Below are 26139 nucleotides of genomic sequence, written 5' to 3'. Positions count from 1 at the left end.
GATTTTTAATGGGCAAAATTGCGTTCGTATTTCCAGGACAAGGTTCTCAAACAGTAGGAATGGGACAATCTCTCGCCGAAAAGGATGAGTCGGTTCGTTCCATTTTTCAAAAAGCGGATGATAAACTTGGGTTTGCGCTATCAAATATCATTTTTGAAGGCCCTCAGGAAGAATTGACATTAACAACCAATGCACAGCCTGCTTTATTAACGACGAGCGTTGCTATATTGGACTATTTTAAGCAAGCGAATATTGAAGCAGATTACGTTGCTGGTCATAGTCTTGGGGAGTATACAGCACTTGTTGCAGCAGGTGCACTCTCATTTGAAGACGGGGTATACGCTGTCCGAAAAAGAGGAGAGTTTATGGAAGAAGCTGTTCCAAATCGTGAAGGAACGATGGCAGCAGTTCTCGGATTAGATCGCCATGAACTAAAAAAAGTAACAGATGAAATCACAAAGGATGGAGATCCAGTTCAATTAGCGAATATCAATTGTCCAGGTCAAATCGTCATTTCTGGTTCACGCCAGGGGGTAGAATTGGCATCCGTCAAGGGAAAAGAAGTTGGTGCAAAAAGGGTTTTGCCTCTTGAAGTGAGTGGACCTTTTCATTCTAGCTTAATGAAGCCAGCCTCTGATAAATTATCAGCAGTGCTTGATGAAGTGGAGATTCATGAAGCTAAGATTCCTGTCATTGCGAATGTTTCAGCAACAGCAATGACAAATCCAAGTGAAATAAAAGAAAAGTTAATCGAGCAATTATATTCCCCTGTACAATGGGAAGACTCCGTTAAAAAAATGATTGATCTTGGCGTTGATACCTTTATCGAGATTGGTCCTGGTAAGGTTTTGTCCGGGTTAGTGAGAAAAATTGACCGTAATGTGACGACTTATGCCATTTCAGATGAAGAAAGCTTTAAGTCTGTGTATGAAGCCTTGAAGGAGGGAGTACAATGAAGATTGAAGGTAAAAACGCACTTGTTACCGGTGCATCTAGAGGAATAGGAAGAGAAATCGCCCTTGAACTTGCGAGACAAGGTGCTAATGTAGCTGTCAATTATGCTGGTAGTGAACAAATGGCAAACGAAGTAGTGGATGAGATCAAATCTTTAGGTCGTGAAGCTTTTGCTATCCAAGCAAATGTTTCAGACGCAGATGCTGTTTCGAACATGATCAAAGAAGTAGTAGACAGGTTCGGTAGTATAGATGTATTAGTAAACAATGCGGGAATTACTCGAGATAATCTGCTTATGCGTATGAAAGAAGAAGATTGGGATGCAGTCATTAACACGAATCTAAAAGGTGTATTCCTTTGTACAAAAGCAGTAACTCGCCCAATGATGAAGCAACGAAGCGGAAGAATTATTAACATTTCTTCTATTGTTGGAGTCGGTGGAAATGCCGGACAAGCCAATTATGTGGCAGCAAAAGCGGGTGTGATCGGGTTAACGAAGACGACTGCAAAAGAGTTAGCTTCACGAGGAATCACTGTTAATGCAATTGCACCCGGCTTCATCACAACTGATATGACCGACAAACTAAATGAAGAAGTGCAAGCTGAAATGTTAAAACAAATTCCACTTGCACGCTTAGGTGAGCCACAAGATATCGCCAAAGTGGTTGTGTTTTTAGCTTCAGATGACAGCCGCTATATGACAGGTCAAACCCTGCATGTAGACGGTGGAATGATTATGTAGTTTTATTTTAAAAAATCATCTATAATGGCTTGAGGGGAGGTGAGCAAGCATGGCAGAAGTATTAGAAAGAGTAACAAAAATTATCGTTGACCGCCTTGGCGTGGAAGAGTCTCAAGTTAAACTTGAAGCGACTTTCAAAGAAGATCTTGGTGCTGATTCACTAGATGTGGTTGAGTTAGTGATGGAATTAGAAGATGAGTTTGATATGGAAATTTCTGACGATGATGCTGAGAAAATTCAAACAGTTGGTGACGCAGTTAATTACATACAAGCCAAATCATAATGTAAGATCTTTAAAAAAAAGCTCCGTTTTGCGACGGGGCTTTCTTCTATAGAATGACTTAGTAGATTTTGGATGGAGATTTTCTGAAGAAAGTACGTTATATCAACGTATTTTCAATTAGAAAATTTCTTTGCGTTTTAAAGAAAATAAAAGTACACTTGAATCTAGAATGTAAAAATATAGCAAGGTGGATGCAGGATGCGTAAGAGTGGCAAAGAAAAGGACAAATGGGCATTACGGAATAGGGATAGACAATTTAAAGAATTTCAAGATAAATTAGGTGTGCAATTTACGAATGTGAAATTACTTATTCAAGCTTTTACTCATTCATCATATGTGAATGAGCATCGCAGAAAGCCTTATGATGACAATGAAAGGCTAGAATTTTTAGGAGATGCAGTTCTTGAATTAACGGTTTCTCAATTCCTTTATAATAAATATCCAACGATGAGCGAAGGGGAACTTACGAAGCTAAGAGCAGCGGTTGTATGTGAGCCTTCCTTAGTAGCGTTTGCTAACGAATTGACCTTTGGTGAGTATGTTTTACTTGGAAAAGGTGAGGAAATGACAGGTGGTAGAACGAGACCTGCCTTGTTAGCTGACGTTTTTGAGGCATTTATTGGAGCATTGTTTTTAGATAAAGGAATTGACACAGTCGTGCTATTTTTAGAAAAAGTCGTATTTCCGAAAATTGATGCTGGTGCTTTTTCTCATGTGATGGATTTCAAAAGTCAGTTGCAAGAGCATGTACAAAGAGACAGCTCTGGCGTGATAGAATATAAAGTGTTGCAAGAGAAAGGACCTGCCCATAATCGTGAATTTATTTCCCAAGTCAATTTAAATGGGGAAGAAGTTGGGGTAGGAACCGGAAGATCAAAAAAAGAAGCAGAGCAACATGCAGCCCAAATGGCTCTCGAAAAACTAAAAACACATCTGTAAAATGAGATGACAACTAGATTAGCAACAAGGTGCTTTTATATTTAAGAAAGTATCTGGTAGATGATTAGGAGCGAAGGGGGATACAAATGTGCACCTTAAACGTTTGGATGTAGTAGGATTTAAATCTTTTGCTGAACGCATTGGGGTCGACTTTGTTCCTGGTGTGACGGCAGTTGTGGGACCTAATGGAAGTGGAAAAAGCAATATTACGGATGCTATCCGTTGGGTACTTGGAGAACAATCGGCTAAATCCCTCCGTGGAGCAAAAATGGAAGACATTATTTTTGCAGGTAGTGATTCGAGAAAACCTCTGAATTTTGCTGAAGTGACGTTAACATTAGAGAATGAAGATCAATTTCTGCCAATTGATTATCAGGAAGTTAGTGTGACAAGAAGAGTATATCGGTCAGGCGATAGTGAATTCTACATCAATAAGCAAAACTGCCGCTTAAAGGACATTATTGATTTATTTATGGACTCTGGTCTTGGGCGAGAAGCCTTTTCAATTATTAGTCAAGGAAGAGTTGAAGAAATTCTCAATAGTAAGGCTGAAGAAAGAAGAACGATTTTTGAAGAAGCAGCGGGTGTTTTAAAATATAAAACTAGGAAAAAGAAAGCGGAAGGAAAGCTCTCAGAAACGCAAGAAAACTTAAACCGTGTTCATGACATTATTCATGAGTTAGAGGGACAAGTTGAGCCATTAAAAATTCAGGCATCTATCGCTAAAGATTTCCTTCAACAAAAGGAAGAGCTAGAAAAAATTGAAGTGGCGCTTACGGTTTATGAGATTGAAGATTTGCACGAGAAATGGGAGCAACTAACTTCTCAATTAGAAAACAATAAACAAGTGGAAATGCAACTTTCTTCCACTTTGCAATCAAAAGAGGCAAAAGTGGTCGAAATGAGGGAGCAAATTGCTGCCTTAGATGAATCGATTAATGACCTCCAAACCGTTCTTTTACATGCTAGTGAAGAACTTGAAAAACTTGAGGGTCGAAAAGAAGTGTTAAAGGAAAGAAAGAAGAACGCAAAGCAAAACAAAGAACAGCTTGAAAAGAACATACACACACTTTCCTTTAAAGTAGACGAGCTAACAAGAGAAAAAGAAGAGCAGGAATTAGTGGCAGCCACCCTTGAACAAGAGGCAGCAGAGCTACAAAAGGTTTTATCCGATAAGCAAAATCAAGTAAAGCTCTTCAGTGAAAATATAGAAGAAACGATTGAATCTTTAAAAAGTGATTATATCGAGATTTTGAACCAACAAGCTACGTATAAAAATGAGATGCAAAATGTTGAAGCGCAGCTTGGGCAACAAGGGAATCGTAGTAAACGATTGGAAGAGGATAACGAAAAATACTTGGCAGAACGCCGTGTAATCGAAAAAAAGCGAGCGGACATTCTTTCGAAGCTATCCGAAGTGCAAAAAGAGCTAGAGCAACAGGTTCATATTTTTAGAAATGAGCAGAGCAAACTCGAAAATTTACGCAATCAATATGATAAGCAAGAGAAAACCCTCTATCAAGCCTACCAATTTTTACAGAAGGCAAAGTCAAGAAAAGATATGCTTGAAGAGATGGAAGATGATTATTCAGGTTTCTTCCAAGGTGTTAAAGAGATTTTAAAAGCAAGAGACAGCAAGCTGTCTGGTATTGAAGGGGCAATCGCTGAGCTTATCCAAGTTCCAAAAGAATATGAGGTCGCGCTGGAAACATCCCTTGGTGGTGCGATGCAACATGTCGTTGTAACAGACGAAGAAAGTGGTCGTAACGCGATTCAATATTTAAAGAAAAATTCATTTGGACGAGCAACTTTTTTACCATTAAGTGTTGTAAAGGGCAAGTCTTTATCTTATCAACAGCAGCAGTCTATTAGTGGACATCCAGCGTATGTAGGGATTGCAGCTGAACTGATTAGTCATAATCAAAAGTATAGCCAAATTGTTTCCAGTCTACTTGGCAATGTTGTCATTACGAAGGACTTGAAGGGTGCCAATGAGCTGGCGAAAATTCTTCAATACCGCTGTCGTTTTGTTACTTTGGATGGGGATGTCGTCAATGCTGGTGGATCGATGACTGGTGGTGCACTTAAGCAAAAATCTTCTTCCCTTTTAAGTAGAAAAGGAGAGCTAGAGGATTTAATTGCCAAGCTTGCAGAAATGGAGCAACAAACAGCGCTCAAAGAAGCTCAGGTAAAACAAGTTAAATCCAGCATCCAGGCCCAAGAGGCCCATCTTGATGAGCTTCGAAGACAAGGGGAAGAACTCCGCTTAAAAGAGCAATCAATCAAAGGTGACTTACGCGAGGCTGAAATAGAAGAAAAGAACATGAATGAAAAGCTTGCCTTGTATGATATGAATATTTCTCAGTATGGGGAAGAGCAAGAAAAACTGACAGATCGTAAGCTAGAGTTAACCAATCTATTAGCAGTGGCCGAAAAAGAAAAAGCACGTTTAGATAGTGAGATCTCCCTTTTAACCGAGCAAAAGAATACACAAATTTCGTCTAAAGAAACGTTAGTAGAAGAAATTAGCGATCTGAAGGTAAAACTCGCCGCAAAAAATGAACAATCTCGAAATGCTCGCGAGAAACTAGCCAAGACAATGTTTGAGTTGAAAGAAAATCAAGAAGCGTTTGAGACGGTTTCAGAAGATTTACAGCTACTGTCCTCTGAAATGACAGATAGTGCATCGGGAGAAGAGCATTTAGAAGCAGCAGCTAATCGCAAACTTCAGGATAAAAACGAGACGATGAACTTGATTTCTTCTCGTCGTGAAGAGCGTCTCCAGCTTCATAGCCAGGTAGAGGATGCTGAGCTTGAAGTGAAAGAATTAAAACGCCAGCATAAAGGGCTAATCGGCATTTTAAAGGATGAAGAAGTCAAATTGACTCGCCTTGATGTGGAGCTTGAAAACCGTTTAGATCGCTTAAGAGAAGAATACCTGCTCTCCTATGAAGGTGCAAAGGAAGAGTACCCATTAACGATCCCAGTTGATGAGGCAAGAAGGAAAGTAAAGCTTATTAAGCTAGCAATTGAAGAACTCGGTACTGTGAACCTAGGTGCGATCGAAGAATATGAACGGGTTTCAGAGCGTTATGAATTTTTATTAGAACAGAAGAATGATCTTCAAGAAGCAAAGGATACGTTGTTCCAAGTCATTAGTGAAATGGATGAAGAGATGAAGAAACGTTTTGAACAAACGTTCTACGGCATTCGCTCCCATTTTGAAACTGTTTTCCAAGCGTTATTTGGAGGGGGACGAGCTGACCTCCGTCTCACTGATCCAGAAGATTTGTTGAACACAGGTGTGGAAATTGTCGCACAGCCTCCTGGCAAAAAGCTTCAAAATCTTGGCTTACTATCTGGCGGTGAAAGAGCGCTAACAGCGATTGCTCTTCTCTTTTCGATATTAAAGGTGAGACCTGTTCCATTTTGTATATTGGATGAGGTAGAAGCAGCGCTGGATGAAGCAAATGTCCATCGTTTTAGTCAATACCTCAAGAGGTACAGTCATGAAACACAGTTTATTGTTATCACCCACCGAAAAGGTACAATGGAAGGTGCAGATGTTCTTTATGGTGTGACGATGCAGGAGTCTGGTGTATCTAAGCTAGTATCTGTGCGATTAGAAGAAACAAATGAGCTAGTAAAATCGTGAAGATAGCAATGGTAAAGGAGATTTGAGATGAGTTTTTTGAAGAAATTGAAAGAAAAAATTACAAAGCAAACGGATGCTGTAACCGAAAAGTTTAAAGACGGTCTGACGAAAACAAGAGACAGTTTCTCTGGTCGTGTAAATGATTTAGTAGCCCGTTATCGCAAAGTGGATGAGGACTTTTTCGAAGAACTTGAAGAAATATTAATTCAAGCAGATGTTGGCTTTGAAACAGTGATGGAACTTATCGAAGAGCTGAAAATGGAAGTGAAGCGTCAACATATCCAAGACCCTGCCGAAGTACAAAGCGTCATTTCTGAAAAGCTGGTAGAAATTTATCAAAGTGGAGAAGATGCGACTCCAAAATTAAATATTCAAGAAGATGGCTTAACCGTCCTTTTATTTGTGGGCGTAAATGGGGTTGGAAAAACGACTACCATCGGAAAACTTGCCCATAAATTTAAATCTGATGGGAAGAATGTTGTTCTTGCCGCTGGAGATACTTTCCGTGCAGGGGCGATTGAACAGCTTGAAGTTTGGGGAGATAGAGTTGGTGTTAACGTTATTAAGCAGGAAGCAGGTTCTGATCCTGCGGCTGTTATGTTTGATGCGATTCAAGCAGCAAAATCGAGAAATGCAGATATTTTAATTTGTGATACGGCAGGTCGTCTGCAAAATAAGGTTAACTTGATGAAGGAATTGGAAAAAGTAAAGCGTGTCATCGAGAGAGAGGTTCCAGGAGCTCCTCATGAGGTTCTTCTTGTTTTAGATGCGACGACTGGTCAAAATGCCTTAATTCAGGCGAAGACTTTCAAGGAAGCAACGAATGTGAGCGGAATTGTTTTAACGAAGCTCGATGGTACTGCGAAAGGTGGAATTGTACTAGCAATTCGCAATGAGCTTGGCATTCCTGTAAAATTCGTTGGTCTTGGTGAAAAAATGGATGATCTGCAAGAATTTGATGCGGAAACATATGTTTATGGCTTATTTGCTGATTTAGTGGAAAAGGAAGAGCTAGAATAAGAGAAGAATGCCCGGTGCATGTTGTGCCGGGCTTTTGTTTTGGCTGGGATTCCCGGAAAATAGGTGTTAATTCCGTAACTTTTGTGCTTAATTCCGTAACTTTGCCCATAATTCCGTAACTTCAGTCCATAATTCCGCAAAAACCCACGATAATTCCGTAACTATCCTAAATGAAAGGATATTACCTTGACATCACTTATCGATGCGTGTAAACTGTCAATGTAAAGGCTTTTCACTTAACAAGGAGGGATACGGTGTGCTCGAAAAGACCACTCGAATCAATTATTTATATGATTTTTACCAATCCTTGTTAACACCAAAACAACAGAGCTATATGTCTCTTTACTATCTTGATGATTTCTCTCTTGGAGAAATTGCTGATGAATATGGTGTGAGTAGACAGGCTGTGTACGATAATATAAAGCGTACAGAAGCAATGCTCGAGGAGTATGAAGAAAAGCTACTTTTATTCAATAAATTCCAAAAGCGGAGCAAGCTACTTAATGAACTAAAAGTAGTTTTAAAGGATGAAACTCCATCGAAACAGGTATTGCTGGAAGCAGTAGCTGAGCTTGAGAAATTGGATTAGGAGGCGGCAAGATGGCATTTGAAGGATTAGCCGACCGACTGCAAAGTACCATGCAAAAAATCCGTAGTAAGGGGAAGGTCTCTGAAGCGGATGTAAAAGAGATGATGCGTGAGGTTCGCCTTGCTCTATTAGAAGCGGATGTTAACTTCAAAGTTGTTAAGGAATTCGTTAAAAAGGTGAGCGAGCGTGCTGTCGGGCAAGAAGTGTTAAAAAGCTTAACTCCTGGCCAACAGGTTATTAAAGTGGTTAAAGAAGAACTCACCAACCTTATGGGTGGCGAGGAAAGTAAGATTGCTGTATCGAACCGTCCACCAACAGTCATTATGATGGTTGGGTTACAAGGTGCGGGGAAAACAACAACGACTGGCAAGCTCGCAAACTTACTTCGCAAGAAATATAATCGAAATCCAATGCTTGTAGCGGCTGACATTTATCGTCCAGCTGCGATTAAACAGCTTGAAACACTTGGTAAACAACTCGATATGCCAGTGTTCTCGCTTGGTGACCAAGTGAGTCCTGTTGAAATTGCCAAGCAGGCGATTGCGAAAGCGAAGGAAGACCATAATGACTATGTTTTGATTGATACAGCCGGTCGTCTTCATGTTGACGAGGCACTAATGGGTGAATTAAAAGAAATTAAAGAGCTTGCTAACCCAAATGAAATCTTCCTTGTGGTTGATGCAATGACTGGTCAAGATGCTGTCAATGTAGCCGCAAGCTTCAATGAACAGCTAGGATTAACCGGTGTTGTTTTAACAAAGCTTGATGGAGATACCCGTGGTGGTGCGGCACTCTCGATTCGCTCTGTAACAAATACGCCTATTAAATTTATCGGTCTCGGAGAGAAATTAGACGCGTTAGAATCTTTCCATCCAGAACGAATGGCTTCCCGTATTCTCGGGATGGGAGATGTCTTAACTTTAATCGAAAAAGCCCAGGAAAATGTCGATGAGGAAAAGGCAAGGGAAATGGAGAAGAAGATGCGTACCGCTTCGTTTACCTTAGATGACTTTTTAGAGCAACTCGGTCAGGTTCGTAATATGGGCCCTCTCGAAGATCTTCTAAAAATGATGCCTGGTGCCAACAAGATGAAGGGTCTAAACAACTTACAAATTGATGAAAAGCAAATTACCCATATCGAAGCGATCATTCAGTCGATGACGAAGGAAGAGAAAATCCATCCAGAAATCATTACATCTAATCGTAGAAAAAGAATTGCGAAAGGAAGCGGAACGTCTGTACCAGAGGTTAACCGTCTATTGAAGCAATTCGAGGATATGAAAAAAATGATGAAGCAAATGACTGGGATGCAGCAAAAAGGGAAGAAAAAAGGAAAGAAAAAGGGTGGATTTAATCTACCATTCAATCCTTTCCAATAAATTCTTGTATTAATTTATTAACTGACAAGAAAAAACACTTTACAAACTATTTAACAATCTGTTATTATTTTATCTTGTGTGAAACTATTCGGAGGTGCTTTAAATTATGGCAGTAAAAATTCGTTTAAAACGTATGGGAGCAAAAAAATCTCCTTTTTATCGTATCGTAGTAGCTGATTCTCGTTCACCACGTGATGGACGTTTCATTGAAACAGTTGGAACTTATAATCCAGTAGCTGAGCCAGCTATCGTTGATATCAATGAAGAGTTAGCTCTTAAGTGGTTACAAGACGGCGCTAAGCCATCGGACACAGTTCGTAACTTATTCTCTAATCAAGGCATTATGGAGAAATTCCATAACGCTAAGTACAGCAAGTAAGGCATATGAAAGAGCTTATTGAAACAATTGTCAAGCCTCTTGTCGACTTTCCAGAAGATGTCCTAGTGGATGTTAATGAAGAGTCTGACCGTATTACGTATAAACTAAACGTGAATAAAAGCGATATGGGTAAGGTAATCGGAAAGCAAGGGCGAGTTGCTAAAGCTATTCGAACTGTTGTCTACGCAGCAGGAACATCACAACAGAAGAAAATCTTTTTAGAAATTGTTGAGTAAGGCTCTACAAGAATCACAGCGAAAAAAGGAGGGAGATTCCCTCCTTTTTTTTGTAAGGGAATGTTACTAGAGCGATTTTTGGCTTATTTCGTGCGAAACCGAAGTTTCGCACGCCTTTTTAGCAAAGCTGAAAGGAGCCAAAAATCAACTACGTATAAACACAAATCCTTTTAATAATTCAGCAATAACCTTTCATAATTTAAATGAGGGAGGCACAGAGTATGAATATTCTTCAAAAAATTGTCGTCAAGCAAGTGCTAACAGAAAAAAGCAGAGAACAACTCCAGCAGAAATACGAAGAAAATTTGTTGCAACTCAAAAAAGAATGCGAACAGCTTCGATTTGAGTTGAAAAAGCTAGAAAAGACGAAAAAATATTCAATAGGGAATTTAACCAAGCAATTTGAAAAAGAAATCCATACTCGCCAAGAAAAAATAAAGCTTCTCGACTTTCAAATAGAACAATTACATATGCTACCATTAGGTAGTGAACTGCAAGAAAAGGAAATACAAGGAATCATTGAAGTTAAGATTGGAGACGCTTGGGAGGACATTGCGACAAGCAAAACAATTGTCATAAAAGACGGCGTCGTTGCGGAAATTCGTTAGAGGTGATGACTGTTGGAAAAATGGTTTAATGTCGGAAAAATTGTAAATACCCATGGGATTAAAGGAGAAGTTCGCGTTATCTCAAAAACAGATTTCGCCGAGGAACGATATACTCCCGGAAATCCACTATATCTATTCATGCCTGATGCTAAGGAACCGGTAGAACTAATTGTTGCCACACATCGTGTTCATAAAAATTTTGATCTATTAACGTTTAAAGGTTATGAAAATGTGAATGAAGTGGAAACGATGAAGGGCGGAATTTTAAAAATCCGAGAAAGCCAGTTAACAGGGCTGGAAGAGGATGAATTCTACTTTCATGAAATCATCGGATGTCACGTTTTTACGACGAATGGAGAAGAGCTTGGGAAAGTGAGAGAAATCTTAACTCCTGGGGCAAATGATGTTTGGGTCGTCAAAGGAAAGGGCGGGAAAGATATTTTAATCCCGTATATTGAACAGGTCGTAAAAAAGGTAGATTTGAAAGAACAAGTAATCCTGATAGAACCGATGGAAGGGTTACTCTCATGATGAAAATCGATGTCCTTTCCCTGTTTCCTGAAATGTTTGAAGGTGTATTTGGGAGCTCTATTTTGAAAAAAGCAGCGGAACAAAAGGCTGTCGACTATCGTGTTGTTAATTTTCGTGAATTTGCTGATAACAAGCACAAAACAGTCGATGATTATCCGTATGGTGGCGGTGCTGGGATGGTCCTGAAGCCACAGCCGATTTTTGACGCCGTGTCGCATTTAAAGGATGAAGCGGAAAGTGACAAGCCGAGAGTCATTCTCTTATGTCCACAAGGAAAAACCTATAACCAACAAAAGGCTGAAGAACTGGCTAAGGAAGAGCATCTTATTTTCATATGTGGTCATTATGAAGGCTATGATGAAAGAATAAGAGAGCATATTATAACTGACGAAATATCGATTGGCGATTATGTGTTAACCGGGGGTGAACTCGGTGCGATGGTCGTTATCGATAGTGTCGTTCGACTATTGCCTGAGGTTCTAGGAAACGAAGAATCCCATCTGAGAGATTCGTTTAGTACTGGGTTGTTAGAGCATCCTCATTATACTAGGCCAGCTGATTTTCGTGGTTTGAAGGTTCCTGATGTCCTCACTTCAGGTAATCATCGCTTAATTGATCAATGGAGAGCGAAGGAGTCTTTACGAAGAACGTATGAACGAAGACCCGATCTGCTCGACAATTTTGAACTGACCGAAGAACAGCAAAAATGGCTTCGTGAAATAGAAAGCCTTAAAAAATAAGCTTGAAGTTGCTTACCCAATATGGTATGATACTTCTTGTGACTTAGATGAGAAGTCTTTGTCTTATAACGATGTTCCGCTGCAATTAGTGAGCTACAGTGATGCAAGAGCGTCTGTTGGAAGGAGTTGAAAACGATGCAAAAATTAATCGAAGAAATCACACAAGAACAACTTCGTACTGATCTTCCTGCTTTCCGTCCTGGTGACACTGTACGTGTACACGTTAAGGTTGTCGAGGGTACTCGTGAGCGTATTCAGTTATTTGAAGGTGTTGTGATTAAGCGTCGTGGTGGTGGAATTAGCGAAACTTTCACAGTTCGTAAAATCTCTTACGGTGTAGGCGTTGAGCGTACATTCCCAGTACACACACCAAAAATTGCGAAGCTTGAAGTTATTCGTCGCGGTAAAGTTCGCCGTGCTAAACTTTACTACCTACGTAACCTACGTGGTAAAAAAGCTCGTATTAAAGAAATCCGATAATAACAAAAGTGTAGAGCACTTATGCTTGAAGCTAAACAAAAGAAGCAGAAGAATTCAGATTGATTCAGCTGCCTAACAATGAAAGGAGCTTGTGTATGTGAAAATCTATCATGGATTTTTACTTGCAGGCTCCTTTATTGTTTTGGGGCATAAGAGATGGTTTTCACCTGAGTTCACAGCTTCACACTGTTCAAATTTTAAAAAAGTTAAATAAAGTATGTTAAACATTAACTATTGGATAATCTAATATGTACTCTAGCTCGTTTTCGTTTGATTTCACTGGCTATCTTAGTTTACTCTTAATATAAGAATCGTAATAATGATAATCGTGTACTTTAAGAATGGTGGGGATTGAAATAGTGGCTAAGAAAAAAAATGAATTATGGGAATGGACAAAAGCACTTATTATTGCTGTCGTGTTAGCAGCATTTATACGCTATTTTTTATTCGCCCCTATCGTAGTGGATGGCTTATCGATGATGCCAACTTTACATGACCAGGATCGAATGATTGTCAATAAATTTAGCTATAAAATAGGGAAACCTGAACGATTTGACATCATCGTTTTTCATGCACCAGAAGATAAGGATTACATAAAGCGAATCATTGGGCTACCAGGAGACAAGATAGAATATCGAAACGACACTCTTTATGTGAATGGAGAGGCATATGAGGAACCTTATCTTGATGAATTCAAAAATCGGGTCATAGATGGGCCACTAACAGAGCCATTTACACTTGAAGAGGTGACAGGTCAAGAGGTTGTTCCAGAGGGCCATTTATTCGTGATGGGGGATAATCGACGGTATAGTAAAGACAGTCGCCACATTGGTACGGTTCCGATGGAAAAAGTATTAGGGAATACGAGTATGATCTATTGGCCCTTAGAAGATATACGGTTGGTAAAATAAGTTGTTATATATAGGGAGGTGCAGCAATGACGATTCAATGGTTTCCAGGACATATGGCGAAAGCCCGTCGACAAGTAACAGAAAAGCTAAAACTTGTCGATATCATTTTTGAACTAGTTGATGCAAGGATACCCCATTCCTCTCGTAATCCAATGATCGATGAAATCATTCAACACAAACCAAGACTCGTCCTTTTAAATAAGGCCGATATGGCTGATAAAGAAGTGACGAAGGCATGGATTCGCTATTTTGATGAAAAAGGGATTAAAGCACTAGCGATTAATTCTCAAGCTGGTACTGGGATGAAAGAGATTGTATCAGCTTCAAAATTGATTCTAAAAGAAAAATTTGATCGGATGCAGGCTAAGGGGGTTAAGCCAAGGGCGATTAGAGCGATGATTGTTGGCATACCTAACGTAGGGAAGTCAACATTAATCAATCGTTTAGCAAAGAAAAATATTGCTAAAACAGGTAATACTCCTGGTGTCACAAAGGCACAGCAGTGGATTAAGGTAGGAAAAGAACTTGAATTACTAGATACTCCGGGAATCCTCTGGCCAAAGTTTGAGGATCAAGAAGTCGGCTCAAAGCTAGCACTAACTGGGGCGATCAAAGATACGATCTTAAACCTACAAGATGTTAGCATTTATGGACTTCGTTTCCTTGAAAATGAATATCCAACGCGTTTAAAAGAACGATATCAACTTGAAAACATTCCAGAAGATATTGTGGAGCTTTTTAATGAAATCGGGAAACGACGTGGTACTCTTATGAGTGGTGGCGAGGTTAATTATGATAAAGTGGCTGAACTTGTGATTCGGGACATACGTTCGGAGCAATTAGGACCACTCTCCTTTGAAAAGCCACAATACGATGAAGATTAAATAAGAAGTAAAGACCTTCTAAGTGATAGGAGGTCTTTACTTTTTTCGTTTCTAACCGATAAAAATAATATGACTTTATAAAAGGGGTTTTCTTACCTTGGCTACATATACGATTAAAGAAATTGAAGAAAAACTATTAAAGATAGAGCAAGAGAATGTTTCGTTCCTAGAAGAAATAAAGCAGGATGGTCGTAAAGGGGTCCAGCAATTAATCCAAAAATATGAACGTCGTCTCGAACAGAAAAAGAAGGCGATGGAGAAATTCATGCAAATGTCGAGCATCGAACGGCACTTAGGTACACAAGGATTTAACACGATAGGTGGAATTGATGAGGTAGGGCGTGGTCCTCTAGCTGGTCCCGTTGTGGCAGCATGTGTCGTATTGCCCACAGATTTTCAACTTCTTGGCATTGATGATTCTAAAAAGCTAACTGAATCAAAACGGGACGAGTATTTTGACTATATTAAACAACATGCCCTATCTATCGGTATCGGCATCATTGAAGCAAATGAAATCGATGAAGTAAATATTTATGAAGCGACTAAAAAGGCGATGCTTTCTTCCATTGCTGAAATGCCGATTAAACCAGATTATCTTTTAATTGATGCGATGAAATTGGATACTCCTTATCCTTCCCAATCTATTATAAAAGGTGATGGAAAAAGTATTTCCATTGCTGCAGCCTCGATTATAGCAAAAGTAACAAGAGACAGAATGATGAAGGAGTTGCATAGCCAATATCCTTTTTATCAATTTGCTAGTAACATGGGCTACGGCACGAAAGAACACCTACTAGCGCTAGAAAAATACGGAATCACACCATTTCATCGAAAGAGCTTTGAACCGATTAAAAGTATGATGAAACGAGAGGATTAAGATGATCGCAAGCCTTATCCAGTCATTACAAAAACAACATACCTTTCGAGCTCAAACCAACTCATTTCAACTAGGACAGATCATATACGGGCGAATTGGTAAGCTCTTTCCGAATCAGACAGCTGAGGTTCAGGTTGGCAATCAAAAAGTGATCGCTAAGCTGGAGGTTCCTTTGTCAGCAGGGGGGAAGTATTGGTTTCAAATTCAATCTGGTGAAGGTCGCCTCCATTTGAAGGTATTACCGTTTGAAGAATCTGGGAACAACCATCACACGCCTGTTAGTAGTCTATTAAAGCAAGTAGGACTTCCAGAGACGAAAGAAAATAGAGAGATGATTCAATACTTGTTAAGAGAGAAACTTCCGATTACAAAGGAGACATCTCAAGCAACAGCTCAATTAATAAATGAATACAAACAAGAGCCTGAAAAACTAGAGGTGTTGAAAGAAATGATGTCACGGAATTTACCTTTGACAAAGCAAGTCTTTGCAGGCGTACTAGCCTCATTGAAGAAAGAACCGTTGCATCAAATGATGGACGAGCTAAGTACAAAATTAAGGGCTTCACCTCAACTCTCAAAGGACGGGCAACAGCTTGTGCTATTATTAGAGGAAATGACGAAGACAGGGCAAGAGAAAGTGACAGAAAAAGTGACTAGTGCTTTATTAAAAGAGTGGCTTAATAATCGAGATACTGTTTCATCACAAAATGCTCTATCGCTTTTACAAAAGCTTTCATTTGTTCGTCAAGGGGAAGAACGTGAGCTTCTTTTTGAAGCAGCCAAAAAAATAGCAAGTAAAACGAGCACACTAACCCTTCCGATAAATGAAAATAGCAGAATAGAGCAGACCTTGCAACAAAATCAGGGGGGATTAACGGGGAGCCTTTTGAAGGCTGCTTTAATGAGAGAGATGGAGAATGGTATCCCATTAACGAAGCAAATTCTTTCCTTATTTACTGCAGACGGTAAACCTCCACAAACGCAACAAATAGTGAATAATTCTGCCATTTTATTAGAAAAGATGTCGCCTGAATTTACGAAACAAGAAATGACAATGCTTCAAAATAGTGTCAACAACGCTCAAGAAGAATTGGTTAAGTTCGACTTTGGGAAAAGTGTAGCAGATCATCTTCGAATGTTAGTCTCAAAGATTGGTTTCGATTACGAATCAAGGCACCTACCAATGTTAAAAGGGGAAAATGGCAATGAATTGCAAAAGCTTGATGTCCTCAAAGCGCTTTTACTTCGTGTTATCAATGAGGAATCATCAGGGACTGTGAAAGGCGATGCAGAACAGCTGTTACATAAAATTACGGGTATCCAGTTATTATCACAGGAAACGGCGCCGTTCACGAACTATGTCCTGCAGGTTCCCCTTCCGTTTTGGGAGAAAAAAACAGATTTAACGGTGCAATGGAGTGGAAGTAAGAAGGAAAATGGAGAAATTGATCCAGCGTATTGTCGGGTTCTTTTCTATTTAGAGCTTGAACATCTAAATGAAGTGATTGTCGATATGCAAATTCAAAATCGCATTATGAATATGACGATTGTCAATGATACGGAAAAAATAAAGTTCATTGCAGAACCGTTTATCAATGGTTTGAAAGAAAATTTACGTAATCTAGGATTTACATTAACAAGTATCTCCTTTCAACCTTCATTTGAAAGAGTTGCCGACACGAAGAAAAAAGTAAATCCCTACACTTCGAATTCCTATAGTGGAGTTGATATTCGAGTATGAAGCAAAAAAATAAGGAAAAAAGAAAAGAAGCAATCGCTTTAGGCTATGATCATGAAAAAGGAGATGCTCCGAGAGTGATAGCGAAAGGGAAGGGCGTGATTGCTGCCAATATTTTAGAAGAGGCAGCAAAAAACGAAATTCCTATTCAAGAGGACGCGGCTCTTGTTGAGTTGTTAGGGAATCTAAATATTGATGAAACCATTCCAGAAGAGTTGTATCAAGCGGTAGCCGAAGTGTTTGCCTTCATTTATAAAACGAATCAAGAGGTAGGGAGGAAGGAGATTTCCTCTTCACTACCTAAAGCTGATCAATAGAAAGATTGGAATTTAACCTCATTGTTTGTGTTCGTGAAATAGAAAGAAAATTATTATTTTTGGCATAATGGTAGACAACTTATTTTCAGTCTTATAAAATGAAAGCGCAGTCCAGTTTTAGAAAGTGTTAGTAAAAGGTCGCAAGTTGTCATCTAAGATCCTTTTACAACAATAAGGAGGATGGGAAATGAATATTCACGAGTACCAAGGTAAGGAAATCCTCAAAAGCTTTGGGGTATCCGTTCCTAACGGAAAAGTGGCTTTCACGGTGGAAGAAGCTGTCAGTGCAGCAAAAGAACTAGGAACAGAAGTTTGTGTCGTTAAAGCACAAATTCATGCTGGTGGACGAGGTAAAGCAGGCGGTGTAAAAGTTGCTAAGAGCTTAGATGAAGTTCGTACATATGCTAGCGAAATACTCGGCAAGACTCTTGTTACACATCAAACAGGTCCTGAGGGGAAAGAAGTAAAACGCTTATTAATTGAAGAAGGCTGCGATATTAAGAAGGAGTACTATGTTGGTCTTGTATTAGATCGTGCCACTTCTCGTGTTGTTCTGATGGCTTCTGAAGAGGGCGGAACAGAAATAGAAGAAGTTGCAGAGAAAACTCCTGAAAAGATATTCAAAGAAGAGATCGATCCAGTTGTCGGCCTCCAACCATTCCAAGCAAGAAGAATTGCTTTCAATATCAATATTCCAAAGGAATTGGTGAACAAAGCCGTTAAATTTATGATGGGTCTTTATCAAGCATATATTGAAAAAGACTGCTCCATTGCCGAAATTAATCCGCTTGTCGTAACGGGAGACGGGGATGTTATGGCATTGGATGCGAAATTAAATTTTGATTCAAATGCGCTTTATCGTAGAAAAGATGTTTTGGCATACCGCGATCTTGAAGAAGAAGATGCAAAGGAAATCGAAGCATCTAAATATGACTTAAGCTATATTTCACTTGATGGTAATATTGGTTGTATGGTTAACGGTGCAGGTCTTGCGATGGCGACAATGGACATCGTTAAGCATTATGGCGGAGAACCGGCTAACTTCCTAGACGTTGGGGGCGGTGCGACAGCTGAAAAAGTTACCGAAGCATTTAAGATCATCCTTTCTGATCAAAACGTAAAAGGTATTTTTGTTAATATTTTTGGCGGTATTATGAAATGTGATGTCATCGCTACTGGTGTTGTTGAGGCAGCTAAGCAAGTGGGACTAAGTGTGCCATTAGTCGTTCGTCTTGAAGGAACAAATGTAGAAATTGGGAAGAAAATCCTTGCTGAATCAGATATTGATATCATTTCTGCTGATTCTATGGCTGACGGTGCGCAGAAAATTGTTAGTTTAGTAGGATAACAAACATTTTATAAATGTTGGATTGATCACATATGTGAACGACTCTAGAGGTCGAATTACATATATCAGAAAGGAGATAAGTCTCGTGAGTGTATTTATTAATAAAGATACAAAAGTAATTGTACAAGGGATTACAGGCTCCACAGCCCTTTTTCATACAAAACAAATGCTTGAATATGGTACAAAGATTGTTGGGGGAACTACACCTGGTAAAGGTGGTATGGAGGTAGAAGGAGTACCTGTATTTAATACGGTCAAGGAAGCGGTTGAGGCAACAGGTGCGACAGCGTCAGTTATTTACGTACCTGCTCCATTTGCGGCAGATGCTATTCTCGAAGCTGTAGATGCTGAGCTTGAGCTTGCGATCTGTATTACAGAGCATATTCCGGTATTAGATATGGTAAAAGTGAAGCGTTATATGGAAGGAAAGAAAACTCGCCTTGTTGGGCCAAACTGCCCAGGTGTGATCACAGCTGATGAGTGTAAAATTGGAATCATGCCTGGTTACATTCATACAAAAGGTCATGTAGGAGTTGTCTCTCGCTCTGGTACATTAACGTATGAAGCTGTTCATCAATTAACTGAAGCTGGTATCGGTCAAACCACAGCTGTTGGAATCGGTGGAGATCCAGTTAATGGTACAAACTTTATTGATGTATTAAAAGCATTCAATGAAGACCCTGAAACTTACGCTGTCATCATGATAGGTGAAATCGGTGGTACGGCTGAAGAAGAGGCTGCTGAATGGGTGAAAGCAAACATGACGAAGCCGGTTGTTGGCTTTATTGGTGGGCGTACAGCACCTCCAGGAAAGCGAATGGGCCATGCTGGTGCCATTATCTCTGGTGGTAAGGGTACAGCAGATGAAAAAATTCGCGTCATGAATGAGTGTGGAATTGCTGTTGCAGACACTCCATCAGTCATGGGCGAAACTTTAATCAAAGTCCTAAAAGAAAAGGGCCTTTATGAAAGTTGCAAAACACATTAATTAAGTGAGCCAAGTTAGTCTCTTCAGATTGGAGGGACTAACTTTTATCATATTTATAGGAGGATACCTAATGGATGAATTTAAACGAAGACTCGTTTCCTTACACCATTGTAAAGGAATCGGCTGGAAAACGATTTATCATCTCTTAAAGCATGACCCCGAACTTTCAACACTTTTCGAGCAAAAGAAGATCCCTTCATTCACTCCCCAAGTACAAGAAAAACTTCTTCAAGACCTTCACTCTCATTCCATTCGTGAGCAGATCCATCAGTATGAATTAAATCAAGTCCATATGATTACTATTTTTGATAAGGAGTATCCCGCTCGTTTAAAGGAAACGTACGAACCCCCATGGGTTTTATATGGAAAAGGGAATATCGAATTGCTAAATCAACCTCTAAAACTAGCTGTGGTAGGTTCAAGAAATGCAACTGAATATGGAAAGAAAGCGATCGAATCCATTTTTCCTTCATTAATAAAAAGCGGAGTTGTCATTGTAAGTGGTTTAGCAACTGGAATCGACACGCTTGCCCATGAGACAACGATTCGTCTTGGTGGGCAAACTATAGCCGTTATTGCAGGAGGATTATTTCATATTTATCCGAAGACGAATAAAGAGCTAGCGATAAAAATGATGAGAGAACAGCTCGTTTTATCAGAATATCCGCCTAATAGGATGCCTTCCAGATGGCAATTTCCGATGAGAAACCGTATTATAAGTGGGATGAGTAATGGAACATTTATCGTCGAAGCGAAACAAAAAAGCGGTTCTCTTATTACAGCCAATTTGGCAGTAAATGAAGGAAGAGAGGTATTTGCCCTCCCAGGAAACATTTTTAGTGCTAATTCAATTGGAGCGAATGAACTCATTCAGCAGGGGGCAAAACTGGTATTTAACGGGGAAGATATATTGAATGAACTTATTTACTAACTAAGCGTATTTTGTTGTGAAAATAGACCCAAATCTTTAAAAACCCTCACGATAAAGTGAACAAAAAAATAAATTTTTCGAAAAAAGGTTGAAATTATCTTAAAACTGGTATACATTTTGCATCAGGTGTTACATATTTATTTTAAAGTTTTCATCAGCTAAATACACACTATTCTTGACAACCGATATTTATCTGTTTAATAATAGTGAATATTTAAAAAATAAGAATAAACTATTTTATGTATGTTTTCGATGGGAAATGCTGATAAATGGGATGATTAACATTGTACCTTTTTAAAGGACAAACAGTCCATCGTTTAATATAATTACCTCTTAAGGAGGACAATTGATGTCTGATTTTCTTGTGATCGTTGAGTCGCCGGCAAAGGCGAAGACGATTGAGAAGTATTTAGGAAAAAAATATAAAGTGAAGGCGTCGATGGGTCACATTCGTGACTTGCCAAAGAGCCAGACTGGTGTTGACGTTGAGAATAATTACGAGCCAAAGTATATTACGATACGTGGTAAAGGGCCTATTTTAAAAGAGTTAAAGACTGCGGCCAAAAGAGCGAAGAAAATCTATCTCGCAGCTGACCCGGATCGTGAAGGGGAAGCAATTGCTTGGCATTTAGCACATAGTTTAGATATGGATATCCATTCTGATTGTCGGGTAGTGTTTAATGAAATAACGAAGGATGCCATTAAGGAGTCCTTTAAACATCCACGTCCGATTAATATGGATCTAGTCGATGCTCAGCAGGCGCGGAGAATCCTTGATCGTCTCGTTGGCTATAACATTAGCCCGCTCCTTTGGAAAAAGGTTAAAAAGGGCTTGAGTGCCGGTAGAGTGCAATCTGTTGCGGTTCGTCTCATTATGGATAGAGAAAGAGAAATTCAAGAATTCGTACCTGAAGAGTATTGGTCGATAGATGCTCAGTTTTTAAAGGGGAAAGATTCTTTTGATGCTAGTTTCTATGGAGTAAAGAAAGAAAAAATGGAACTGAAGTCTGAAGAAGATGTAAAGGCCATTTTAAAACAAGTAAAAGGGAATAAGTTTACCGTAACCTCCGTTACAAAAAAGGAAAGAAAAAGAAATCCTGCAGCTCCTTTTACAACATCTTCTTTACAACAAGAGGCTGCACGTAAATTAAATTTCCGTGCCAAGAAAACAATGATGCTTGCTCAACAATTATATGAAGGAATTGATTTGGGGAAAGAGGGTACAGTTGGTTTAATTACATATATGAGAACGGATTCAACAAGAATTTCGGAATTGGCTCAAAATGAAGCAGCAGAATATATTCAATCTACTTATGGAGATTCGTTTTTACAAACGGAGAAGCGGAAAGAAAAGAAGAATTCAAATGCTCAAGATGCCCATGAAGCAATCAGGCCAACTAGTACACTTCGTGAACCAAGTACGATGAAAGAGTATTTATCCCGTGATCAATTAAGATTGTATCGCCTCATATGGGAGCGTTTTGTTGCCAGTCAGATGGCCCCAGCAATCATGGATACGATGAGTGTCGATTTGAAAAACGGGGATGTTGTCTTTCGAGCAACAGGCTCAAAAGTTAAGTTTGCTGGATTTATGAAGGTGTATGTCGAAGGAACTGATGATCAAGCGGAAGAGAGTAAGAATAATATGCTTCCAGATCTAAAAGAAGGAGACGAAGTGCTGAAAAAGGATATTGAACCGAAGCAGCATTTCACCCAACCTCCTCCAAGATACACGGAGGCACGGTTAGTCCGAACATTAGAGGAGCTCGGAATTGGTCGACCTTCTACTTTTGCTCCAACACTGGATACGATTCAAAAGAGAGGCTATGTAGCTCTTGATAATAAACGTTTTATCCCAACTGAGCTTGGAGAAATTGTCTTACAATTGATTATGGAGTTTTTCCCAGAAATCCTCGATGTTGAATTTACAGCGAAAATGGAGCAGGACCTTGATTACGTGGAAGAGGGAAAGACAAAATGGGTTAAAATCATCGACGATTTCTACCAAGGCTTTGAAAAGCAGTTAGAGAAAGCTGAAAAAGAAATGGCTGAGGTTGAGATAAAAGACGAACCAGCTGGTGAAGATTGTACGGAGTGTGGCAGCCCGATGGTATATAAAATGGGTCGCTATGGTAAATTTATGGCATGTAGTAACTTTCCAGATTGTCGCAATACAAAACCAATCGTGAAAGAAATCGGAGTTAAGTGTCCGAAATGTCATGAAGGAAACATTATAGAAAGAAAAAGTAAAAAACGCCGAATTTTCTATGGTTGTGATCGTTTTCCTGAATGTGACTTTATTTCCTGGGAGAAACCTTTACCACGGAGCTGTCCGAAATGTGAAAGTCTCTTAGTGGAGAAGAAGCTCAAAAAAGGAATTCAAGTTCAATGTGTCAATTGCGACTATAAGGAAGAGCCGCAAAGCTAAAGAGTGAGCAACTGCTCACTCTTTTAAATGCGCGTAATTAAATTTCCTCTGCGAAATTACTTGAAACTTTATTATTTTTCAAACGTATTATAAAATGCAGAAGGAATCGCAAAATAAAGAAAAGTAAGCATGTTTTTTAGAAACCCGAAGGACAATTCAGAACTTTGTGAAAAATTTGTAAATTTTCTTGCGTAGGGATTATTATTGTGCTAATATTGAATAGCTATGCCCTGTGAGGTGAATAAAGTTGGGTAAAGACGAGGTTGCCACGAAGCTGTTTTTACAATACCTACAAATTGAAAAGAACTATTCCCAGTATACGATCGAGTACTATCATGGGGATCTGATAGATTTTCGATTGTTCATGTCTGAACAATCTATCGCTGATTTTGAGGAAATTGAGTATTCGGACGTAAGGTTGTTTTTAACAAAACTATTCAATCAAAAGCTTTCAAGAAAGTCTGTTGCGAGGAAAATATCTAGTTTACGGAGTTTCTATAAATTTTTACTAAGGGAAAAGCTAGTTTCACAAAACCCGTTTGCTGGAGTTTCGATTCCAAAAGTAGAAAAAAGGTTGCCTAATTTTTTCTATGAAGAAGAATTAGCGATTCTTTTTCAAGCGTGTGACACTAGTGATCCGATAGGTCAAAGAAATAGAGCCATACTTGAATTACTTTACGCAACTGGAATTAGGGTAAGTGAATGCTGTAGTATTCGCTTGCAGGACATAGATATGGATTTGTCTACGCTTTTGGTTCATGGGAAGGGAAGAAAGGACCGTTACGTTCCTTTCGGTAGTTTCGCCGAAGAGGCATTGGAAAGATACATAGTAGAAGGCAGAGAAGCCATCATGAAGCAGAATAAGAAATCACATGATGTTCTACTAGTGAACTTTCGCGGTGGACCACTAACGACTCGAGGCTTGCGAACCATTCTAAACAGTATTGTTGAGAAATCATCCTTACACGGGAAAATACACCCGCATAAATTGAGACATTCATTTGCAACCCACCTCTTGAATAATGGGGCTGATATGCGAACCGTTCAGGAATTACTGGGACATGCAAATTTGTCTTCAACTCAAATTTATACCCATGTGACAAACGATTATTTGAAAAAGACGTATATGGAACATCATCCGAGGGCTTAGAGTCCCACAAAGGAGGAATCTGTATGAATCAATTTCATGCGACCACGATTTTCGCAGTACAACATAAAGGCAAATCTGCAATGGCGGGAGATGGTCAGGTTACATTTGGCAATGCGGTTGTGATGAAGCACACAGCAAGAAAAGTTAGAAAACTGTTTAATGGTAAAGTATTAGCGGGGTTTGCTGGTTCAGTGGCAGATGCCTTTACACTTTTTGAAATGTTTGAAGCTAAGCTTGAAGAGTATAACGGGAATCTTCAAAGAGCTGCTGTTGAACTTGCGAAACAGTGGAGAAGTGATAAGATGCTACGCCAACTTGAAGCAATGTTGATTGTGATGAATGAAGACAGCATCCTATTAATATCAGGAACAGGTGAAGTAATCGAACCAGATGACGGTGTGTTAGCCATCGGCTCTGGAGGGAATTACGCCCTATCTGCGGGTAGAGCACTGAAAAGGTATTCTGGTGATCACTTAACAGCAAAAGAAATTGCTAAATCTGCTTTACAAATTGCTGCTGAAATATGTGTTTATACGAACGAAAATATAATTGTTGAAGAGCTAGGGGGAATGTAATGATGTCAAAAGAAAAAAACTTAACTCCAAGGCAAATTGTAGAACGTTTGGATCAATACATAATCGGTCAAAAGGACGCGAAAAAAGCTGTTGCTGTGGCATTAAGAAATCGCTATCGTCGCAGTTTACTGGATGAGAAGCTTCGAGATGAAATTAGTCCTAAAAACATTTTAATGATTGGACCAACTGGGGTTGGTAAGACTGAAATCGCTAGAAGAATGGCAAAGCTTGTCTCAGCGCCATTTGTAAAAGTTGAAGCGACGAAGTTTACTGAGGTTGGTTACGTCGGTCGAGATGTTGAGTCAATGGTTCGAGATTTGGTTGAAACTTCAGTGAGACTTGTGAAAGAAGAAAAAATGTTAAGTGTTAAAGAACGAGCTGAAGAAAATGCTAATAGAAGACTTATCGATTTATTAGTCCCTTCAACGAAAAAGACAAGTAGTTATAAGAATCCGCTCGAAATGCTTTTTGGTGGCGGAGCGGACCAACAAGAGCAAGAAACAAATCCATCTGAAGAATATAATATTCAGGAAAAAAGAAAAATTGTTAGAGAAAAGCTTGCGATGGGTGATTTGGAAAACGAAGTTGTGACAGTTGAGGTTGAAGAACAACAGCCCTCCATGTTTGATATGTTGCAGGGCTCCGGTATGGAGCAAATGGGAATGAATATGCAAGACGCTTTGAGCGGACTTATGCCTAAGAAAAGGAAAAAGCGTAAGCTTACTGTGAAAGAGGCAAGAAATGTTTTAACAAATGAAGAAGCTCAAAAGCTTATTGATATGGATGAGGTCACACAAGAAGCTGTATTTAGAGCAGAGCAATCTGGGATCATTTTCATAGATGAAATTGATAAAATTGCAAGTAAAAATCAAGGTGGGTCCTCTGCTGATGTATCTCGAGAAGGTGTTCAGAGAGATATTCTTCCTGTTGTGGAAGGTTCGACTGTTGTGACAAAATACGGCTCTGTAAAAACGGATCATGTTTTATTCATGGCAGCCGGGGCATTCCATATCGCAAAACCGTCAGATTTAATCCCTGAACTTCAAGGACGTTTTCCGATTCGTGTGGAGTTGACAAAACTAACAGTTGAAGATTTCTTTAAAATTTTGATTGAGCCTGACAATGCATTAATTAAACAATATGAAGCATTGTTAGCGACCGAAGGTATACAAATTGAATTTTCTGACGATGCTATTCGTAAGATTGCAGAAGTAGCATTCGAAGTAAATCAAAATACTGATAACATTGGGGCAAGACGTCTGCATACCATCCTTGAAAAATTATTAGAGGATTTATCCTTTGAAGCTCCAGATATTACGATGGAAAAAGTGACGATTACACCGCAATATGTGGAAGACAAATTAGGGGCAATCTCCAAAAATAAAGATCTTAGCCAATTTATTTTATAGGAAAGTATGAGAACAAGTTCTCGGGTATCAGTTGTAATGAAAAAGGAC

General features: G+C 39.3%; 26 protein-coding genes. All 26 read left to right on the top strand.

Translation table 11 applies throughout. From position 1 onward, the window contains the following. Window positions 1-8 precede the first annotated feature (8 nt). Window positions 9-956: an ACP S-malonyltransferase gene (fabD, locus tag AA0X71_RS14605; protein ID WP_413356037.1), complete on the top strand. Its 948-nt coding sequence runs from the start codon at window positions 9-11 to the stop codon at window positions 954-956. Continuing rightward, window positions 953-1696: a 3-oxoacyl-[acyl-carrier-protein] reductase gene (gene fabG, locus AA0X71_RS14600; protein WP_413356036.1), complete on the top strand. Its 744-nt coding sequence runs from the start codon at window positions 953-955 to the stop codon at window positions 1694-1696. Before fabD ends, fabG begins: the two co-directional genes overlap by 4 nt. Before the next feature lie 49 nt (window positions 1697-1745). Continuing rightward, window positions 1746-1979, top strand: coding sequence for an acyl carrier protein (acpP, locus tag AA0X71_RS14595; protein ID WP_019152819.1), 234 nt, complete (start codon window positions 1746-1748; stop codon window positions 1977-1979). 198 nt (window positions 1980-2177) lie between these two features. Next, window positions 2178-2918 carry a ribonuclease III gene (gene rnc / locus AA0X71_RS14590; protein ID WP_413356035.1) on the top strand — a complete coding sequence of 247 codons (741 nt, stop codon included), beginning with the start codon at window positions 2178-2180 and terminating at the stop codon, window positions 2916-2918. 88 nt (window positions 2919-3006) lie between these two features. Then, entirely contained in the window at window positions 3007-6573 is a 3567-nt protein-coding gene (smc, locus tag AA0X71_RS14585) for a chromosome segregation protein SMC (RefSeq protein ID WP_413356034.1), read from the top strand. A 27-nt stretch (window positions 6574-6600) separates the two neighbouring features. Then, window positions 6601-7593 carry a signal recognition particle-docking protein FtsY gene (gene ftsY / locus AA0X71_RS14580; protein WP_413356033.1) on the top strand — a complete coding sequence of 331 codons (993 nt, stop codon included), beginning with the start codon at window positions 6601-6603 and terminating at the stop codon, window positions 7591-7593. Between the two features lie 256 nt (window positions 7594-7849). After that, entirely contained in the window at window positions 7850-8182 is a 333-nt protein-coding gene (locus AA0X71_RS14575) for a putative DNA-binding protein (RefSeq protein ID WP_413356032.1), read from the top strand. Window positions 8183-8193: 11 nt separating this feature from the next. Beyond that, window positions 8194-9561 carry a signal recognition particle protein gene (gene ffh / locus AA0X71_RS14570; RefSeq protein ID WP_413356031.1) on the top strand — a complete coding sequence of 456 codons (1368 nt, stop codon included), beginning with the start codon at window positions 8194-8196 and terminating at the stop codon, window positions 9559-9561. 106 nt (window positions 9562-9667) lie between these two features. Next, entirely contained in the window at window positions 9668-9940 is a 273-nt protein-coding gene (gene rpsP / locus AA0X71_RS14565) for a 30S ribosomal protein S16 (RefSeq protein WP_413356030.1), read from the top strand. A gap of 5 nt (window positions 9941-9945) precedes the next feature. Next, on the top strand, window positions 9946-10176 hold the full coding sequence (locus AA0X71_RS14560) for a KH domain-containing protein (RefSeq protein ID WP_413356029.1): 231 nt from the start codon (window positions 9946-9948) through the stop codon (window positions 10174-10176). A 221-nt stretch (window positions 10177-10397) separates the two neighbouring features. After that, on the top strand, window positions 10398-10784 hold the full coding sequence (locus AA0X71_RS14555) for a YlqD family protein (protein ID WP_413356028.1): 387 nt from the start codon (window positions 10398-10400) through the stop codon (window positions 10782-10784). A gap of 12 nt (window positions 10785-10796) precedes the next feature. Beyond that, window positions 10797-11315, top strand: a complete 519-nt coding sequence (gene rimM / locus AA0X71_RS14550) for a ribosome maturation factor RimM (RefSeq protein WP_413356027.1) — start codon at window positions 10797-10799, stop codon at window positions 11313-11315. Beyond that, window positions 11312-12055: a tRNA (guanosine(37)-N1)-methyltransferase TrmD gene (gene trmD / locus AA0X71_RS14545; protein ID WP_413356026.1), complete on the top strand. Its 744-nt coding sequence runs from the start codon at window positions 11312-11314 to the stop codon at window positions 12053-12055. The genes rimM and trmD overlap by 4 nt, the downstream gene beginning before the upstream one ends. A gap of 135 nt (window positions 12056-12190) precedes the next feature. Beyond that, a complete protein-coding gene (gene rplS, locus AA0X71_RS14540; RefSeq protein ID WP_413356025.1) occupies window positions 12191-12535 on the top strand; it encodes a 50S ribosomal protein L19 in 345 nt (114 codons plus the stop codon). 359 nt (window positions 12536-12894) lie between these two features. After that, the gene (gene lepB, locus AA0X71_RS14535; RefSeq protein ID WP_413356024.1) at window positions 12895-13446 is read left to right on the top strand and encodes a signal peptidase I; all 552 of its coding nucleotides are present in this window, start codon (window positions 12895-12897) and stop codon (window positions 13444-13446) included. A 26-nt stretch (window positions 13447-13472) separates the two neighbouring features. After that, complete coding sequence (ylqF, locus tag AA0X71_RS14530) at window positions 13473-14330, top strand: ribosome biogenesis GTPase YlqF (RefSeq protein WP_413356023.1); 858 nt, start codon at window positions 13473-13475, stop codon at window positions 14328-14330. 97 nt (window positions 14331-14427) lie between these two features. Then, a complete protein-coding gene (locus AA0X71_RS14525; RefSeq protein WP_413356022.1) occupies window positions 14428-15207 on the top strand; it encodes a ribonuclease HII in 780 nt (259 codons plus the stop codon). Window position 15208: 1 nt separating this feature from the next. Beyond that, window positions 15209-16948, top strand: coding sequence for a hypothetical protein (locus AA0X71_RS14520; protein ID WP_413356021.1), 1740 nt, complete (start codon window positions 15209-15211; stop codon window positions 16946-16948). Beyond that, window positions 16945-17262, top strand: a complete 318-nt coding sequence (locus AA0X71_RS14515; protein WP_413356020.1) for an EscU/YscU/HrcU family type III secretion system export apparatus switch protein — start codon at window positions 16945-16947, stop codon at window positions 17260-17262. The genes AA0X71_RS14520 and AA0X71_RS14515 overlap by 4 nt, the downstream gene beginning before the upstream one ends. 187 nt (window positions 17263-17449) lie before the next feature. After that, on the top strand, window positions 17450-18610 hold the full coding sequence (gene sucC / locus AA0X71_RS14510) for an ADP-forming succinate--CoA ligase subunit beta (protein ID WP_413356019.1): 1161 nt from the start codon (window positions 17450-17452) through the stop codon (window positions 18608-18610). 85 nt (window positions 18611-18695) lie between these two features. Continuing rightward, a complete protein-coding gene (gene sucD / locus AA0X71_RS14505) occupies window positions 18696-19598 on the top strand; it encodes a succinate--CoA ligase subunit alpha (RefSeq protein WP_413356018.1) in 903 nt (300 codons plus the stop codon). A gap of 70 nt (window positions 19599-19668) precedes the next feature. Next, window positions 19669-20529, top strand: a complete 861-nt coding sequence (dprA, locus tag AA0X71_RS14500) for a DNA-processing protein DprA (protein WP_413356017.1) — start codon at window positions 19669-19671, stop codon at window positions 20527-20529. 349 nt (window positions 20530-20878) lie between these two features. Next, a complete protein-coding gene (topA, locus tag AA0X71_RS14495) occupies window positions 20879-22957 on the top strand; it encodes a type I DNA topoisomerase (protein WP_413356016.1) in 2079 nt (692 codons plus the stop codon). A gap of 247 nt (window positions 22958-23204) precedes the next feature. Further along, a complete protein-coding gene (gene xerC, locus AA0X71_RS14490) occupies window positions 23205-24107 on the top strand; it encodes a tyrosine recombinase XerC (protein ID WP_413356015.1) in 903 nt (300 codons plus the stop codon). 23 nt (window positions 24108-24130) lie between these two features. Then, window positions 24131-24682, top strand: a complete 552-nt coding sequence (gene hslV, locus AA0X71_RS14485) for an ATP-dependent protease subunit HslV (RefSeq protein WP_413356014.1) — start codon at window positions 24131-24133, stop codon at window positions 24680-24682. Between the two features lie 2 nt (window positions 24683-24684). Continuing rightward, complete coding sequence (hslU, locus tag AA0X71_RS14480) at window positions 24685-26091, top strand: HslU--HslV peptidase ATPase subunit (RefSeq protein WP_413356013.1); 1407 nt, start codon at window positions 24685-24687, stop codon at window positions 26089-26091. Window positions 26092-26139 lie beyond the last annotated feature (48 nt).

Source organism: Robertmurraya phoenicis (genome assembly GCF_047302285.1).
Lineage (GTDB): Bacteria > Bacillota > Bacilli > Bacillales > Cytobacillaceae > Robertmurraya.
The sequence above is the reverse complement of the archived record's forward strand: the minus strand, read 5'-3'. Positions and strand labels throughout refer to the sequence as shown.